General features: G+C 39.3%; 19 protein-coding genes. 13 read left to right on the top strand and 6 right to left on the bottom strand.

Going from position 1 to position 15,324, the window contains the following annotated elements; translation table 11 throughout:
- Window positions 1–5 precede the first annotated feature (5 nt).
- The gene (locus tag PSPO_RS21760) at window positions 6–167 is read left to right on the top strand and encodes a hypothetical protein (protein ID WP_158523477.1); all 162 of its coding nucleotides are present in this window, start codon (window positions 6–8) and stop codon (window positions 165–167) included.
- Window positions 168–458: 291 nt separating this feature from the next.
- Here the strand turns inward: PSPO_RS21760 and PSPO_RS20930 are convergent, their stop codons facing one another.
- The gene (locus PSPO_RS20930) at window positions 459–1,133 is read right to left on the bottom strand and encodes an ArsR/SmtB family transcription factor (protein WP_010558565.1); all 675 of its coding nucleotides are present in this window, start codon (window positions 1,131–1,133) and stop codon (window positions 459–461) included.
- A gap of 313 nt (window positions 1,134–1,446) precedes the next feature.
- Between PSPO_RS20930 and PSPO_RS20935 the strand changes: the two genes are divergently transcribed.
- The 12 genes from PSPO_RS20935 (at window position 1,447) to PSPO_RS20990 (ending at window position 10,943) form a co-directional block, all read left to right on the top strand.
- Complete coding sequence (locus tag PSPO_RS20935) at window positions 1,447–1,767, top strand: antibiotic biosynthesis monooxygenase family protein (RefSeq protein ID WP_010558564.1); 321 nt, start codon at window positions 1,447–1,449, stop codon at window positions 1,765–1,767.
- Window positions 1,768–1,779: 12 nt separating this feature from the next.
- The gene (locus PSPO_RS20940) at window positions 1,780–2,412 is read left to right on the top strand and encodes a LysE family translocator (protein ID WP_084616560.1); all 633 of its coding nucleotides are present in this window, start codon (window positions 1,780–1,782) and stop codon (window positions 2,410–2,412) included.
- Window positions 2,413–2,868: 456 nt separating this feature from the next.
- Window positions 2,869–3,300 (top strand): BLUF domain-containing protein, encoded by a 432-nt coding sequence (locus PSPO_RS20945; RefSeq protein WP_010558562.1) that lies wholly within the window; start codon window positions 2,869–2,871, stop codon window positions 3,298–3,300.
- 249 nt (window positions 3,301–3,549) lie between these two features.
- Window positions 3,550–5,520 (top strand): TonB-dependent receptor plug domain-containing protein, encoded by a 1,971-nt coding sequence (locus tag PSPO_RS20950; RefSeq protein ID WP_021033042.1) that lies wholly within the window; start codon window positions 3,550–3,552, stop codon window positions 5,518–5,520.
- A 168-nt stretch (window positions 5,521–5,688) separates the two neighbouring features.
- Entirely contained in the window at window positions 5,689–6,027 is a 339-nt protein-coding gene (locus tag PSPO_RS20955) for a DMT family transporter (RefSeq protein WP_010558560.1), read from the top strand.
- Window positions 6,027–6,713 (top strand): hypothetical protein, encoded by a 687-nt coding sequence (locus PSPO_RS20960; RefSeq protein WP_010558559.1) that lies wholly within the window; start codon window positions 6,027–6,029, stop codon window positions 6,711–6,713. Before PSPO_RS20955 ends, PSPO_RS20960 begins: the two co-directional genes overlap by 1 nt.
- Before the next feature lie 161 nt (window positions 6,714–6,874).
- On the top strand, window positions 6,875–7,279 hold the full coding sequence (locus tag PSPO_RS20965) for a DUF1801 domain-containing protein (RefSeq protein ID WP_010558558.1): 405 nt from the start codon (window positions 6,875–6,877) through the stop codon (window positions 7,277–7,279).
- 85 nt (window positions 7,280–7,364) lie between these two features.
- On the top strand, window positions 7,365–7,709 hold the full coding sequence (locus PSPO_RS20970; protein WP_010558557.1) for a hypothetical protein: 345 nt from the start codon (window positions 7,365–7,367) through the stop codon (window positions 7,707–7,709).
- A gap of 78 nt (window positions 7,710–7,787) precedes the next feature.
- Window positions 7,788–8,594, top strand: a complete 807-nt coding sequence (locus PSPO_RS20975; protein ID WP_010558556.1) for an alpha/beta fold hydrolase — start codon at window positions 7,788–7,790, stop codon at window positions 8,592–8,594.
- 23 nt (window positions 8,595–8,617) lie between these two features.
- Window positions 8,618–9,199, top strand: coding sequence for a class I SAM-dependent DNA methyltransferase (locus PSPO_RS20980; RefSeq protein ID WP_010558555.1), 582 nt, complete (start codon window positions 8,618–8,620; stop codon window positions 9,197–9,199).
- Window positions 9,200–9,259: 60 nt separating this feature from the next.
- Entirely contained in the window at window positions 9,260–9,547 is a 288-nt protein-coding gene (locus PSPO_RS20985; RefSeq protein WP_010558554.1) for a YciI family protein, read from the top strand.
- A 166-nt stretch (window positions 9,548–9,713) separates the two neighbouring features.
- Window positions 9,714–10,943, top strand: a complete 1,230-nt coding sequence (locus PSPO_RS20990; RefSeq protein ID WP_010558553.1) for a glycerophosphodiester phosphodiesterase family protein — start codon at window positions 9,714–9,716, stop codon at window positions 10,941–10,943.
- Window positions 10,944–11,073: 130 nt separating this feature from the next.
- On the opposite strand, the gene PSPO_RS20995 is transcribed toward PSPO_RS20990, so the two are convergent.
- The 5 genes from PSPO_RS20995 to PSPO_RS21015 form a co-directional block, all read right to left on the bottom strand.
- Window positions 11,074–11,763 (bottom strand): hypothetical protein, encoded by a 690-nt coding sequence (locus PSPO_RS20995; RefSeq protein WP_010558552.1) that lies wholly within the window; start codon window positions 11,761–11,763, stop codon window positions 11,074–11,076.
- A 237-nt stretch (window positions 11,764–12,000) separates the two neighbouring features.
- Entirely contained in the window at window positions 12,001–12,297 is a 297-nt protein-coding gene (locus PSPO_RS21000) for a hypothetical protein (RefSeq protein WP_010558551.1), read from the bottom strand.
- 86 nt (window positions 12,298–12,383) lie between these two features.
- Window positions 12,384–12,824, bottom strand: a complete 441-nt coding sequence (locus PSPO_RS21005; protein WP_010558550.1) for a GyrI-like domain-containing protein — start codon at window positions 12,822–12,824, stop codon at window positions 12,384–12,386.
- A gap of 103 nt (window positions 12,825–12,927) precedes the next feature.
- Window positions 12,928–14,256, bottom strand: a complete 1,329-nt coding sequence (locus PSPO_RS21010) for a GAF domain-containing sensor histidine kinase (RefSeq protein WP_021033043.1) — start codon at window positions 14,254–14,256, stop codon at window positions 12,928–12,930.
- The gene (locus PSPO_RS21015; RefSeq protein ID WP_010558548.1) at window positions 14,256–15,152 is read right to left on the bottom strand and encodes a DUF3369 domain-containing protein; all 897 of its coding nucleotides are present in this window, start codon (window positions 15,150–15,152) and stop codon (window positions 14,256–14,258) included. The genes PSPO_RS21010 and PSPO_RS21015 overlap by 1 nt, the downstream gene beginning before the upstream one ends.
- Window positions 15,153–15,324 lie beyond the last annotated feature (172 nt).

Genomic DNA, 15,324 nt, shown 5'->3' on the forward strand with positions numbered 1-15,324 from the left:
CTTGGATGTACCTGCATGATGACCCCATTTTTGGCGTTATTCTTGTCTTTACCGCGCTTCTAATTTATCGACATGCTGACTTTGGAGTAAGTGTTTATTCCGAATTTGATTCGTCGACTGATTCTAGCTCTAGCTCGGGCAGCGATGGTGACTCAGGCGGAGATTAATTTCCGCCGCAACAAGCTGGATAAATGAGATAAATAATAGTTGGCTGTTGCTTAAATTTTGCGAATTTAAGCCAACTATTTTATTTCAGTAAAACACGGCGCAGCATTGGTAAAGAATCAGCATTAAACGTCTAACAAATATTCCAGCTTTAAGTGATTTTAAAGAAAAAATTCCAGAGTTAGGTGATTTTGAACATGCAAAGTGTGTGTTATATCCGTTTGAAAATAAGTGAAATTCTTAAATTGGAATTCTGGAATAAAGTGAGTTTGTACAATGCGTGCAGTTAACGTTCAAATACCATACCTTTTCGTAAAGGCGTTTAACCCTTGCGGTGTAAATTGAATCACTCTGGAATCTAAGTCTTGGCTTGCCCAATTACGATTCATCGCATCGTCTAACACCCATTTCCCAATACTACCCGCAAGGTGGCTTCTCCTTTCGCTCCAATCTAGACACGCTTTACACAACGGTCGGCGGCGCTTGCTAAGTACGTTAAAATCAACACCTATCTTACAAAAAAAATCGTGCCCTGCTTCTGTCAACGTAAGCTCTGTAGATTCCTCAATAAGCAAACCTTGATCCACTAACGCATCAAGTAACCTTACCCCTAGCTCCCCCGCTAAATGGTCGTAACAAATACGCGATTTTCTTAGCCTTTCGTTTGCGGGTCCCGTAATAGTTTTGCTCTTTGATAGCGTTGCGCTGATATTTAGCATTTGCTCAATCAGTTCAGCAACTTGCAAGTTTTTAAGCTGAAAATATTTATGACGCCCCTGCTTTCTTTCGATCAATAGCTCGCCTTCAACTAATTTCATCAAATGACTGCTGGCGGTTTGAGGGGTAATGTCGGCTTCAAGTGATAACTCTGTTGCAGTCAACGCTTTACCACTCATCAAAGCAGTCAACATTTTTGATCTGGCTTTATCGCCTATTAGACTTCCAACGTAAGCAATATTAGGTTCCACTTATTTATTCCTTCACAGTTCGACCACCGTCGAAGCATCACTATTTAAGACCGGTAGACTGCCAAAAAACAGACACGGAAACAATAAGTATGAAAATAACCAACTTTTATAAAATCTTTTTAAATTAGATGTACGTGTATTAATCAGCTTTAGCCCGATGGCAAATGATGAAAACTCTCGGAGCAGGTTACATCTGTCATAGCAAGATAAAAGCAATACTCACTTGGCTAAAACTAAAAAATTTATTGTTAATGAAAACGTACGTTTTTGTAGACCCCCGTAACGTACATGCGAGTTCCTAAGGAGAAAATATATGATCGCAGTAATATTTGAAGTAACTCCAAAAGCTAACGGAAAGGCACGTTATTTTGAAATGGCGCAGGAATTAAAAAGTTCGCTAAATCAAATTGATGGCTTTATTTCTGTCGAACGCTTTCAAAGCCTTTCAAACCCAGACACATTTTTATCGTTATCATTTTGGCAAAACGAAGCGGCGGTAACACAGTGGAAAGCGCATTTTAAGCACCAAACCGCGCAGAAAAAAGGAAAAGAAGAGCTTTTTAGTCATTTCAGAATAAGAGTTGGCAATATAGTTCGCGATTATGGCAGTGACAACCACACACTAAAGCAATAGTCAGAGAAGAAAATGAATCTAGATCAATATGCTACGTATACAATAATAGTTACGATGCTTTTGGCATCCCCAGGCCCATCCGTATTACTTTCAATTAATAACGGTTTAAACTTCGGCAGAAAGCTCGCAGCGTTCGGCGTTTTAGGGAATGTAATTGCATTTCAACTCTTATTACTTATCAGCGCTACAAGTTTAGCAACGATTATTTTGGCGTTTGAAGAATTATTAGCCGTAATAAAATTTTTTGGCGCTAGTTATTTATGTTATTTAGGAATTAAGATTTATCGCTCAGCTGTATTTCAACTAAGTACTGGTGTGTCTAGACCTTCTATACACTCCCAACCTTGGCTAATCTTCAAACAAGCTTTTTGGGTGACATCTTTAAACCCGAAAGCCCTAATTTTTGTATCAGCCTTATTACCTCAATTTATTTACTCAAAAACACCATTGATACCTCAAGTAACTGTGCTTTGTATTATCAGTGCATTGATTCATTTTACAATTTATTTCAGCTATGCCGCACTGGCTGATAAGGCAAAGCACCTAATTAGTGGTAATAAAAACCGTCAACGATTCAATAAAATAAGTGGTGTAACGTTTTTATTGTTTGGTATCGCGCTGGTAATACCGAGCTTTAGTACTTAAACATATTAGCGTTCCCCTTATTTTTACCACTCTTTTAATTTATCGACATACTGACTTTGGAGTAAGTGTTTATTGCTAATTTGATTCGTTGGCTGATTCTAGCTCTAGTAAGGGAAGCGATGGTGACTCGGGCGGAGATTAGATTCCGCAGCAACAAGCTGGATAAATGAGATAAATAATAGTTGGCTTATGCGCAAGCCATAGCAATTTAAGCCAACTATTTTATTTCATTAAAACACGGCGCAGCATTGGTAAAGAATCAGGCATAAAATGTCTAACAACTATTTCGCTTTAAGTGATTTTAAAGAAAAATTCCCGAGTTAGGAGAGTGAGTAGAGTTAAAAACAATAAACCCATTATTAATCAACATACTTTTGAGTAATAAATTCTTAGCGCTACATGGTAAAACATTAGAATTACGCTAAGCTCTGCTAATATAATAGGAAGGAGTTTAGCGTGATTACAGGATTAGTGTATCTCAGTGAAGCAACAACGTTTTTTGATGAATTGGACCTAAATTGTCTGTTAATTAATGCCGCAAATACCAATCAAAAACATTCAATTACCGGCTTTCTTTATTTTAAAAATAGCCAGTTTGTCCAATACATTGAAGGCCCAGCCAATACATTGGATGAATTATTTTTGAAAATAAAATCAGACAAACGCCATAGAGTTAAGATGGTTATTGACCAAATAGAACTTGATAGCAGATTATTCCCAGAATGGTCAATGGCGTATTTTGCTTCTCCTGATGATTGTGAGTCGTTTGGTGGTCAAATCTTTTTAAATATGACCCGCTTTATTAGCAATTACGACATGACCAAAGGCGCTAAGAAAAATGCACTAATAAATCTACTCGGAACGGTAAAACAGCTCAATCATGCGTAACCTTTTAAAGTCAATATGTGAAGTTTCAGTATGCTTTCCTGCTATTGCTAGCTTAATTCATGTTGTTTAATCGACAAATTTAAAAGTATAACCTTGCCCGTTTAAATGCCAAATTAGCATAAAGCACTACTCTAAATAGTTGATAAAAAGAGCAATGCTTCTAAACTATATATATACCCTGCTCACCATTAATTTTGTATGATTTTCAAATACCTTATCACCTATATACTCTGTGCTTTGTTAACTTTTTTGAGTGGGTTATCGTTTAAAACATCCGCGCAAACACAGAGTTCTGAAGCTGACCTTTTCTCCCTATCCATTCAAGAATTAATTGACATCGAAATTGATATCGCGTCCAACGATAAAAAAGGCATTAATGAACAACCAAGTGTCATAACATTGATCACTCGCAGTGCCATTGAAAGCTCTGGCGCACGTTATTTAAAAGATTTATTAAAACAAGTACCTGGTTTTTGGGTTGGCACCGATACCTTGGGTACATTCTCGGTAAGCTTTCGTGGCATTTGGGGCATGGAAGCTAAAATATTACTGATTATTGATGGCATTGAACAAAATGAAATGGCATTTGGCTCACTGGTTTTAGGTAACCGCTATCCAGTAAGTAATATCTCTCAGGTAGAGATCATTCGTGGTCCTGGGTCCGTTAAATATGGCGGTCAAGCTGCTTTAGCAGTAATTCGCGTCACCACACTCAACCAAGCTACCGCCGACAATAAACTCAATCTGATGACAGACATTGGTAAATCGGGTTTTCATAATGGCATTGTTGGTTTTACTCACTCAGGTGAAGTAACACTTAAATCTTCCCAATTGGAATATGGGCTATCTGGTAGTTTAGGCTATGGTGATTACAGTAATGCCACTTGGCAAGCACTGGACGGTTATCAATTTAACCTGCAAAACAATAGCAACTCGCAACCGACTAACCTAAGTATGAATCTGCGCTATAACGGTTGGGATTTAAATGCACAATATGAAAAGTTAAAACAAGAAGACCGCCTATTGTTTGGTGACTCGGGATTATTTTTTTCGCCAAACCAGCGTTATACGCAAGCCAATGAGTTAACTTTTTTACATCAAGCGATTAGTTTAGGTAAAGAGTGGCAGCTTAATGATAAGCTCGCGTTAAGCAGTAAATTAACTTACACCAATCAAAAACCATGGAATAGCCAAGGGCAATATGGTCATGATCTTTCACGTAAAATAAACCGCTCTCGTGTCGATGTACAAGGTTTGTATGCATTAGCTGATAACAGCAGCCTATTGATTGGCTCACATTATTATTATGAAAAAGCCGAAGTGAACCAATCTTACATTTTCGACCCAACAGTACGATATTTTGGCAGTAATAATGCGTCAAATAATGATTATTCCTTATACGCCCAATACGAATCTGATTGGGATTTTGCCAACGTACTTGCCGGTATCCGCTACGAAAACCACGACTTAGCTGGGCCTGAGCTGGTACCTAGGCTGTCACTTACCAAAACTTGGGATAAACTTCATACAAAATTAATCTACAACGAGGCATTTAAAATACCGCAATTTGATACTGTTGCCAGTGCACATAATGCAGGCACCCCCATATTAGATCCCGAAACCAGTAAAAGTTGGGAAATGGAAACCGGTTATCAATTAACCGAAACGGCGTCGCTCGTCGGTAATTTGTACCTATTACAAGTAGATAATTTTATTGGTTTTAATCCGCAATCAGCCAGTAATACAACACTCGGTGACTTTAGAACCATGGGTATGGAGCTGCAACTTAAGTGGCAATTAGATAAGCTCCACGTCAATGCTAATTATTCATACTTTACAGTTGAAAAAAGTAATATTGACTCCTTTACTATTCCATCAAATAAAGATGCGGTTTTGGGTATTCCAAACCATATGTTTAAGGCTGATTTACACTATCGTTTCACTGCCAATTCGCGCTTTCATCTGCTAGGTAGGATTGTATCGGGTCAATATGCTTGTACTAATGATCCAAACTTTATCTGCGGCGAGCCAGAAAAATTAGATACGATTTATGATGTTGATGCTTTCTATCAATATAGAACCACTCATACGTTATGGAATTTTGGCATCAAAAATCTCTTCAATAGCAATGTGTATGCGGTACAACCCTTTAAAGGGGGGCAATCACCTATAAACTACGAAAGTACACGCGTAATGTTGGATTTTCAGTATTCGTTTTAACAAAAGCGTACGAGTTACTAATATACACACGCGACTTGTTCAACCGTTAAAAGGGTGTTGCAGATGCGCTTTGCTTTTGCTATTTTTAGCATCCGTTAGGAAGTAAGGACGACCTTACCGCTCCATTTTCATCGGGGACGGCCCCACCCAATTTAATTAGGTGGCGTTATGTTTCTGAGTTATCTCGCCCTTTTTGGTGCATCACTTTTCGAAATTTTATGGGTTGCGCTACTCGGCGCTCACACATCCGCAAAATCTCATTTTTATGTTCTTATGCTATGCGCTTGCATGGGTTTGAGCTTGTATCTGCTTGGCGTTGCCAGTAAAACAATCCCAATAACGGTATCGTATGCTATTTGGGTTGGCCTTGGCATTTTAGGGCAAGCAATTATTCAACATTTCGTGTTTAAAAACACCCTGTCGATTACTGCTTGGGTATTTACATGCACCCTCACTATCAGTGTTTTCGGGTTACTTTTTTCACAAACAAAGCATGGAGTTATATAATGAAATTCATATTGCCACTCATTTTATCCATTTTACTTGGTGTTGCTAATGCAGCCTCTGCGAAAAACAGCAACCATCTGCACAACGCGCGAGTTGGTTTACATGGCATGCTGCTTTTTTCAGATGGGCAATCACTTTATGCGTCGCATTTACCTATGTTTCATGCTCCTCACGACATGCAGTTAATTGTGCGTTTTGAGCTCGCCAACAGTGTAAATCACAATAAGCTGCGAAATACGCTAGTAAATAACTCAAATTATTGGACGCTATCGCCAGAACGATTTGACCTAACCAAGCTAGCCCAAAATGAAAAAGGAATATGGCAGTTTAAGGCTGATCTATACTCAGATCATTTTGAACGCGGTGGAACGCTTGAATTACCTCAACAAAACATCATTGTGAAAGACGTTATTTTTAGGCAACAGCTTAATCCGGATATGCCAAAAACTGCGGAATACATTCGCCTCACTCCCAATGGCGTAGCAAGGCAATTCTATGCTCGTATTATTGAAGGTAAACCTGGAGTTGATCACTTGTTTTGGATTAACAGCGCATCATCGCTAATGCAAAAATTTAGCATAGAAGGTGCCAATACAAGCCTTAGTAATGAGGAAATTGCACACCAACTCAATGTTAATCCAATCAAAGTTCACGCATACTACCTAGAGCATGGCGATTTAAAATAGTGTTTAAGGTAGTTAATACCATTTTTAGCAAAGAGTGTAACTCGCCCGCGGTATAAATAAACTTGATTAAGTACCAGAGCGTATTAGCCTCTTTGCTCTAATTATTTGTGACCAAAACATAAATAAGATTTATAGAACCCTAATCGATAGCAGGAAGCAACATGAACAATGAAGTACAACAGCGATTGCGCACTTACCCTCTTCACGTACAGCAACGTTTAGAAGAATTACGCAGCCTAATATTTTCACTGGCAACAGAATTAAACTTAGGCGATGTTGACGAGTGTTTAAAATGGGGCGAGCCAAGTTACAGTGTGAAATCAGGTACGCCAATACGCATGGACTGGAAGCCCAAAAACCCTCAATACTATGCATTGTATTTTAACTGCCGCACCAAGCTTGTCGATACGTTTCGAGAACTCTATCGCGATACACTTGAATTTCAAGCAAACAGAGCAATTATATTGCCGCTCAATAAGCCTTTACCGCATCATGTTATTCGCCAATGTTTAACACTCGCATTAACCTATCAGCGGTGTAAACACCTGCCGTTACTAGGCGCTTAACAAATTAATTAATACAGTTATTTACAATACATGTACCTAAAATTAAGTCATAATCGTGCAAATACGTTAATCAGAATATTGCCACATGAATAAGCTTAAGATTTTAAAATGGTGTATCGCAACGTCTCTTGTTGTTAGCGCATTAATTTTTGTGAACACCGCATTTTTTAATTATTGGACTATAAGCTTGCCTGATACAAGCGAGTTTGCTTGGAATGAGCACAGTAAACACAATTTAATGTGGGCCGCATCGTGCACATTATTTGCAGTTATTATTCTCAAAAAGTCGCACAGAAAATTTAAAGCCTGGTTAGCAGTTGCTGCAATCACCCTCTCAGTTACGCCGTTCTTAAACGAATTTTTACACTCAGACACCTGCTTAGATTCAGGTGGAAGTTGGAATTACAGTAAATACACCTGTGACTATTAGGCTTTTTGGCTAAGGACAAACTGGTATTAGTTTTTGTCTTAAAATATTCACCTCCCACCACTATAACAAGGAGTTATTTTGAAATTTTGGTTGTTATTCGCAAGTTCACTGCTCACTTTTAATGTTTTCGCTACCGCTCAATTTACAAAAGTGAAAGGATATACCGTCGAATACCAAATGGCTGGTAGCGGTGACCATACCATTTTATTAGAAGCCGGAGGTTCGGCAGGTTTATCCGATTGGGACCCTATTTTCAACACACTAACTCAGCATGCGCGTGTTATTCGCTATTCGCGTATCGGCAATGGCGGTTCGCAAAAAATAATCAAAAATTACAGCTCTGAAGAATATGCAGAAGAAGCGCACTTGCTACTTGCTGCACTAGATATTAAAAAACCCGTGGTGTTAATTGCCCATTCTTACGGCGCTTACATCGCAAGACGATTTGCGGCAACTTACCCAACCCAACTAAGCGCATTAATGCTTATTGAGCCAGCCTCAGAGCACGATGTCGATATCATGCGCCAAATTAACTTAGCGCAGGCTGAAAAGGAAATTGCGCAAGTAAAACTCGACGACCAAGCAAATGGACTTTCTAACCAATATTTAGATTTTTGGTCTAAGCGCCCACTGCCCGACTACCCGCAAATTCCAGATATTCCGGTTACCGTCATTGCCTCAATAAAACACTACCCCGAGCCAGCACTCTTATTTTTTACCGACAAAGCCCGTGAACTGTGGGGTAAACTGCATACCGATTGGGCCAATGATTTTCCGCAAGGAAAAGCTGTATTAACCGATAAAAGCTACCATTACCCACAAAACGATGAACCCGAAATGGTTGTAAGCGAAATACGTGCTCTACTTGCGCGCATTAAATCTTAAAAACTTTTTAAACAGGAACAAATATGAGCAACAGTTGGGATGAATATGCCGATGGTTGGGACAACAACCAAGATGTAGTCCTCTACGCCGAAAACGCGTTCAAATCACTTACACAATATACAGAACTAAATGGCCTGCGTGTGCTCGATTTTGGCTGTGGCACTGGCTTGCTTACAGAAAAAGTTGCGAAACAAGCCGCAGAGATCATTGCCATTGATACATCAGCAAAAATGATCGATGTGTTAAACGCCAAATCGCTTACCAATGTCAGAACGCTTTGTTGTGAACTATCAGAACACGAAATTAAAAATAACCCATTGTTAACAGAAGGTTTTGACTTAATTATTGCATCATCAGTGTGTGCGTTTGTGCCAAATTACCAGCAGTTATTAACCTTGTTTAAACGCTTGTTAAACCAAAGCGGTACGTTTGTACAGTGGGATTGGCAGCGCAATGAGCAGGATGATTTTGGTTTTACGCCAGAGATGATCACCCAAGGTTATGAAAGCGCAAATTTACTTGTTGAAAGCGTGACTAACGGATTTTCATTAACCAGCAACAATAGCACGATGCAGGTATTAATGGGCATCGCTAAAAACAACTAAAGCGTATTAGCCTTTACGCGCGAGTAATCAGACTTTGCTTTTATAAATCAAGGACGACATATGTTTATTATTTCACTCACCTATCAAGTGCCACTTAAGGAGGTTGATAAATTTATACCTGAGCACATTGAATACCTAAATGCCCAATATAAACAAGGGCATTTCATTTTATCGGGCCGAAAAAAGCCAAGAACAGGTGGCGTGATCATTTCAACCATTAACGATCGCAAAACACTTGAGCGCGAACTCGCACACGACCCTTTTTATCGTGAAAACATAGCCAGCTACGAGATAACAGAAGTTATACCGACTAAAGCAGCCACCGAGCTCAAGTTTTTGATTGATTAGCCAATGTTATTGAGGCAAGGCCATAAAGTAATAAAATCACACTGCTAGTGCTCAATTGATACACCACAGCAAGGTTAATATGAGTATTGCCAAAAATAATGTGTTGTTTCACATTTTGTCATTTTATTGTGCTGTAATGGGTAAATCATAACCATAAGGGTGATTTATGCGCGCGATAATTTTCTTGATGATTCTACTTCTTAGTGGCTGCCAAAGCATGTCACAAACACATAATGAAAAAGTTGAAGTGGGTGTGCGCCCATATTATCTCGTCTCGCAAATGGACAACTCACCGCTTAAAACTCAGCTTGAAAGTTGTAATACAAATACTTTTGAAAAATCCGATTTTTCAATAGGTCATCGCGGAGCGCCACTGCAATTTCCAGAACATACCAAAGAGTCTTACCTTGCTGCAGCAAAAATGGGCGCGGGCATTTTAGAATGTGATGTTGCCTTTACTAAAGACCAGGCTCTAGTATGTCGCCATTCACAATGTGACTTACACCAAACAACAAACGTGCTAGCAAAACCAAAGCTTGCTAAAAAATGCCGAATACCTTTTACTCCAGGCGATAAAGCGCTTGGCAAAAAAGCACAAGTAGAATGCTGCACATCAGATTTTACACTCGCAGAATTTTTACAACTATCAGGCAAAATGGACGGCGCCAATGTGTACGCCAAAACGCCGCAAGACTACCTAACTGGCACACCTTATTGGCGCACTGATTTATATGCTGCTAACGGCACTTTAATGACTCACCAACAAAGCATAGAACTGTTTAAAAGCCTAGGTGCAAAAATGACACCTGAGCTTAAAAAGCCCCAAGTAACAATGCCGTTTGATGGATTGTCACAACACGAATACGCAAAAAAGCTGATTAGCGAATATAAACAAGCAGGTATTTCTCCAAGTGATGTCTTTGTGCAATCGTTTGAGCTTGACGATTTACAGTATTGGATTAAACACTACCCCGATTTTGCCACGCAAGCTGTGTATTTAGACAATGGCTATGAACAAGATAATTTTGATCACAATAACCCCGCAACGTGGCAACACAGCATGAGCGAATTAAAAGCCATGGGTATCAATATTATTGCGCCACCACTTTGGGTGTTGGTAAGTTTAGATGAAAATAATCAACTGATTGAATCAGCCTATGCGCTAGAGGCAAAAAAAGCCGGACTAAAAATAATTACATGGACGTTAGAGCGTTCAGGGCTAATCACGCAAGGTGGCGGTTTTTATTATCAATCAGTTAAACCGGCAATTAAAAATGAAGGTTTTACCTTAGAGTTGCTCGACTTTCTCGCTAAAACAGTGGGTGTAATTGGAGTATTTAGTGATTGGCCCGCCACCACTACTTTTTACAGCAACTGCGCGCTATCGCGCAGTTGACGCATAGCTTAAAGTGTCATGACACAACACAGTAATTTTCGCAGTTATATACTGCCAACGCAGAGAAAAAGCGCTACAAGTAATCACCAACCAAGCAGCAATTAGGCTTAAATATCATACTGTTTTCAGTTTAAGCAGCCTTTACGCGACGTGCTTTTGCTATGGGGCTTAACTTAACCCAGCGAAACAAATACATAATAATGAGTTTGGTTATGCCGCTGGTGATTGCTAAAACAAGCAACGGCCACCCTTGTTTCAGTCCCATACTAAAGGCAAACGCAATGGTGGAGATATCCATCATCAAAATAAACTGGCTCATTTTTAAATCCACCGCACCTGTAGAACCAGAACGTATAATCACATAAATTTGATGTGCGTAACCCTGCGCAATCAACGCCGATACCAACAAAATAATGGCTGTCGAAATTAACTTACCGTTATCAGCAAACGTTTCGCCAACAAACGGCCCTAAAATTGAACCCACTAAACAAACGCATGCCAAACTCATGCTAATAAATGCTAAATGTGTTTTTCGGTCTCGCCATATTTCTATCAAAATGCCCAACACAAGTAGCGATGCCACAAGCCTAGGCCATACAATGTAATGATTAAATGGCGCTATGGAATAGCCATAAATAAAAAACGATAAATACGCTAAAAAACTCACCGAAAATTGATTCAGCGACAAAAGTGCAGTTGGTGAATCGCTACATTGCGCAGCCTGTTTACGTTCAAAAATGGTTTTAAGCTGTGAAAAAACACCATACAAACTAACGACAATAAACAGCGTATTAATAGTGCCAAACAGATTATAAAGCATGACTAACAATCTTATTTAAATTTAAATTGTCGACAAATATAAAGTAAAACATCAAATTTAGATCATTTTTTATATTTATAAGCACAATATTGTCGACAATATTAAAAACAAAAAACAATGTGTCTTTTGCATTTCAACGTAAAAAGATAGGGCTGAGGAAGGTAAAACGCCGCACAAAAAGCCGCACATAAAACACATAAATGTTCGCGCACAACCGCTTAAGGTGGCATAAATAACTTACTTATAAATCGCGATGTTTTCTTGTCTTAATAGGTAGTTAGCGACAAAATAATAAAGCATAAATGCGCCAGCAATCATCACTGGCAGACCAAGATTATGGTTATTAATAAATGGTGTATGAACCACAATTGGCAAAATAATGACGCTATAAAGCAGATAAGTAAGCCAAAAGGCCTTTACCCGTTTTAGCGTTAGCCGTGTTTTGCAGCCATCACATTTAAAGTAAACAGGAAATGCAGCAAACGACAATGAAAATGGATTTAACTTTTGTTGACAGTGTGGGCATTTTTTCATGGCGCTAACAATTGATATTAAACAGTTTTTAATATTGTGGTGGCTGAAAGTAAAATCAGCTCACCCACTTAAACACAGCTATCGTGTTATTTTACCGCAATGCATACGTCTATTTGATTGCCATTTGGGTAGTATTCAAAGTCAGTGGTAAATAAGCGTTGATACTCACACGCATCACCTGCGAAATATTGCCAAACTTGCGTCCACGCATCTATTGCGATTTGCGGCATCTCACCTTTATGGCTAAACACCAAATACTTGCCTTCATTAATCGTAATTGCTTCTAGATTATCTGGGTAAGATGTACCGTCAAACCCCGCTAGCACATTAAACATGCCGGTGTGATCTGATTCATAATCGTAGTAAACGCCGTAAACTCGTTCACCACCTTGATAGTTTACCGGTACCTTTGCATCAAACGTTTGCCACAGCCCCGGAATTTTACCATTTGGCCCCATTTCAGCATCGTTATTAGTTCTTGTTGAGATACCATGAATAATCGTTTCACTAACGTGTCGTAATTCCATTACCAGCCTAATATTTGATTATTATTTGCCGCGCAGCATGACATAAATGCGCCCGCTATAAAAGTCAGAAACCAAAACCCCAAAACTTTAATTTAAAAATTAGTTACTTGCCCTCGAAATAAACACTTACTTTAGTGCCTTTATTTTGTTCGCTGTTAATAACCAAGCGCCCATTTAACGACCCCGTAACTAAATTATGCACTATGCTCATACCAAGCCCCATGCCGCCCGATTTACGGTCTGTTGTAAAAAATGGGTCAAGAATATGTGCTTGTGTGTCTTCATCCATACCAATGCCGTTATCGGCTATTTCCAGAGCATAATTAGTAGCATCGCCACTTAGCCTAATGGTAATGACCTTTTCGGCTTGTCTGTGCGTTTTTGGAAAGGCGTGTTTTATCGCGTTCGATACTAAATTAGTCACCACCTGAGCTAAACGCGACGGGTACGTATTTACAATTAAGGCGTAAGGTGGCAGTTCAAGTTTAAATTGAATACCCGCACTTTTTAGCATTGGTTTTAAGCTTGTAGAAATAGACGAAATCCACTCAACCAAATTGACGTCGCTTTTCGGATCCGTATGAAAATCGGTCGCGATTTGCTTAAAGTTAACCACCAATTCACTGGCGCGGTTTAAATTAAACTCAACACTTTCGCCCGCCTCTTTAGCATCAATAAGAAAAGCGTCTAAATCATGTTTGCTGAGCGTATTGCTCGCTAACTTTTTAGCAAGCTGATTTACCCCAGCAAGTACCGTTGAATTACCTAACATAGCAACACCTAACGGCGTATTTACTTCGTGTGCAACACCTGCCACTAAACGCCCTAGCGACGCCAGCTTTTCTTGTTCAATAAGCTGTTTTTGCGAACTTTTTAACTGCTTTAATGCGCTTTCTAATTCATGGGTGCGCGACGCTACTTTTTGCTCAAGTGATTGGTTTAATTCAAACAATGCGTGTTCTTTTTCAGCGCGTTCTAATTCAGCAGAAATACGTCCGGCAAATAATTCAAATAACGACGCAACCTCTTCGGCGTTTTCGATTGGTTTACTGTAAAGCGCTACAACTAAGCCGAATACTGCGCCTTTAGAATCGTGTAACGGTGCGCCAATGTAACCATCGATGCCCATATCGATAAGCAGTTGATCTTTTGGGTATAAGTTACAAATTTCACTGGGGAAAATACATGTAGAATCGTCACTTACATCAGCACACGGGGTGAATTCCAGCGAGTATTCAAAATTTTCGGCAAATTCGTCACCTGCCACTAACGACATCGTTTGGGATACATTGCGTATCGCATCTAATTTGGCAATAAAGGTAAACTGCGCGCCAATTGATTTATGCAGCTGCATCGTAATGGTATCTAAAAAATCTTTACCATAAGACGATTTAAGCGAGGTTATGATTTTATCAATATTGAAATGTATCATCACTTTGCTCCATTCACTTTGCTGATCAGGGCACACACATGTTCAGTAAATATTTCCACCAGCTCTATGGCATTGTTATCGAGCTCAGTGTCCACTTCTAGCACAACCACAGCTTCAATTTCATTTTCGCTTTTATAATAAATTCCGGCGAAATTGCCCTCATAAGTAAGTTGTTTGGCAGCGGTAACCGTGTTAATAAAATCAGGCACATCAATGGCTGAAGAGCTATCACTTTGCGCGTTAATTACCGTGGTATTAGTGCTTTTTATATTGATAACCGACGCTTTGCGCTTATTGATCACCAGTTCTGCTTCATAGGCGTCTAGCACATCGCTCAAATAGATGAGTAAATTTGTCGAAAACGATTCAATATCGGCGAGCTTATCGACTTTTAACACCGAATTTAGCAAGGCTTTTAACGCATTTTTGTAGCTGCACAAACGGGAAATATCGCGAAACGAACGTAATGAGGTATAGAACAAATGATGCAAACTATCGACGGTAATTTCGGTTTTGGCTTTGTAACCGTCAATATCGTAGTTTTTAATCACTTCGCTCTCTGGCGCAAGTCCGGCTTGCCCTGTTCTTAACACGATACGCGTATCGCGATTATTTAACTCACCACGAATAAAGTTAACGAGCTTTAGACCCGCATCGTCGGTTTCCATTACAACATCGAGCAAAATAACGGCCACATCGAGATGTTCGCGCAAAAGCGCTCTCGCTTCGCTGCCACTGTAGGCACTGTAAAATTCAAGTCGACGCCCCATAAACTCGAACGTCTTCATTGCTAACTTTGTTGCTTTGTGTACTTCTAAATCGTCATCAACAATTACTACTTTCCATGGTTTACGGTTGTTTGTAATTGTTTCTGATTCTTCGGCAAGCCAATCCATCTTTTATCCAGCAATCGTTATTTTGCATACCAATCTATCAACTAAAGTTATTTCACAAAAGGACTTAAATCAAAACTAAGTAAGAAAACTAAAAGCGCGCAAATATAACTTTGCTTTTTTTGAAAATTGCCTATTGGGCTGCAACAAAAACGCGGCAAAAAATTATAAAAAC

Source organism: Pseudoalteromonas spongiae UST010723-006 (assembly GCF_000238255.3).
In the GTDB taxonomy this organism is placed as follows: domain Bacteria; phylum Pseudomonadota; class Gammaproteobacteria; order Enterobacterales; family Alteromonadaceae; genus Pseudoalteromonas; species Pseudoalteromonas spongiae.

What these genes read in the sequence shown, in the direction of transcription:
- PSPO_RS21760 (WP_158523477.1), top strand. Translation starts at nt 6, where the DNA reads ATGTACCTGCATGATGACCCCATTTTTGGCGTTATTCTTGTCTTTACC.
- PSPO_RS20935 (WP_010558564.1), top strand. Translation starts at nt 1,447, where the DNA reads ATGATCGCAGTAATATTTGAAGTAACTCCAAAAGCTAACGGAAAGGCA.
- PSPO_RS20940 (WP_084616560.1), top strand. Translation starts at nt 1,780, where the DNA reads ATGAATCTAGATCAATATGCTACGTATACAATAATAGTTACGATGCTT.
- PSPO_RS20955 (WP_010558560.1), top strand. Translation starts at nt 5,689, where the DNA reads ATGTTTCTGAGTTATCTCGCCCTTTTTGGTGCATCACTTTTCGAAATT.
- PSPO_RS20960 (WP_010558559.1), top strand. Translation starts at nt 6,027, where the DNA reads ATGAAATTCATATTGCCACTCATTTTATCCATTTTACTTGGTGTTGCT.
- PSPO_RS20965 (WP_010558558.1), top strand. Translation starts at nt 6,875, where the DNA reads ATGAACAATGAAGTACAACAGCGATTGCGCACTTACCCTCTTCACGTA.
- PSPO_RS20970 (WP_010558557.1), top strand. Translation starts at nt 7,365, where the DNA reads ATGAATAAGCTTAAGATTTTAAAATGGTGTATCGCAACGTCTCTTGTT.
- PSPO_RS20980 (WP_010558555.1), top strand. Translation starts at nt 8,618, where the DNA reads ATGAGCAACAGTTGGGATGAATATGCCGATGGTTGGGACAACAACCAA.
- PSPO_RS20985 (WP_010558554.1), top strand. Translation starts at nt 9,260, where the DNA reads ATGTTTATTATTTCACTCACCTATCAAGTGCCACTTAAGGAGGTTGAT.
- PSPO_RS20990 (WP_010558553.1), top strand. Translation starts at nt 9,714, where the DNA reads ATGCGCGCGATAATTTTCTTGATGATTCTACTTCTTAGTGGCTGCCAA.
- PSPO_RS20995 (WP_010558552.1), bottom strand. Translation starts at nt 11,763, where the DNA reads ATGCTTTATAATCTGTTTGGCACTATTAATACGCTGTTTATTGTCGTT.
- PSPO_RS21000 (WP_010558551.1), bottom strand. Translation starts at nt 12,297, where the DNA reads ATGAAAAAATGCCCACACTGTCAACAAAAGTTAAATCCATTTTCATTG.
- PSPO_RS21005 (WP_010558550.1), bottom strand. Translation starts at nt 12,824, where the DNA reads ATGGAATTACGACACGTTAGTGAAACGATTATTCATGGTATCTCAACA.
- PSPO_RS21010 (WP_021033043.1), bottom strand. Translation starts at nt 14,256, where the DNA reads ATGATACATTTCAATATTGATAAAATCATAACCTCGCTTAAATCGTCT.
- PSPO_RS21015 (WP_010558548.1), bottom strand. Translation starts at nt 15,152, where the DNA reads ATGGATTGGCTTGCCGAAGAATCAGAAACAATTACAAACAACCGTAAA.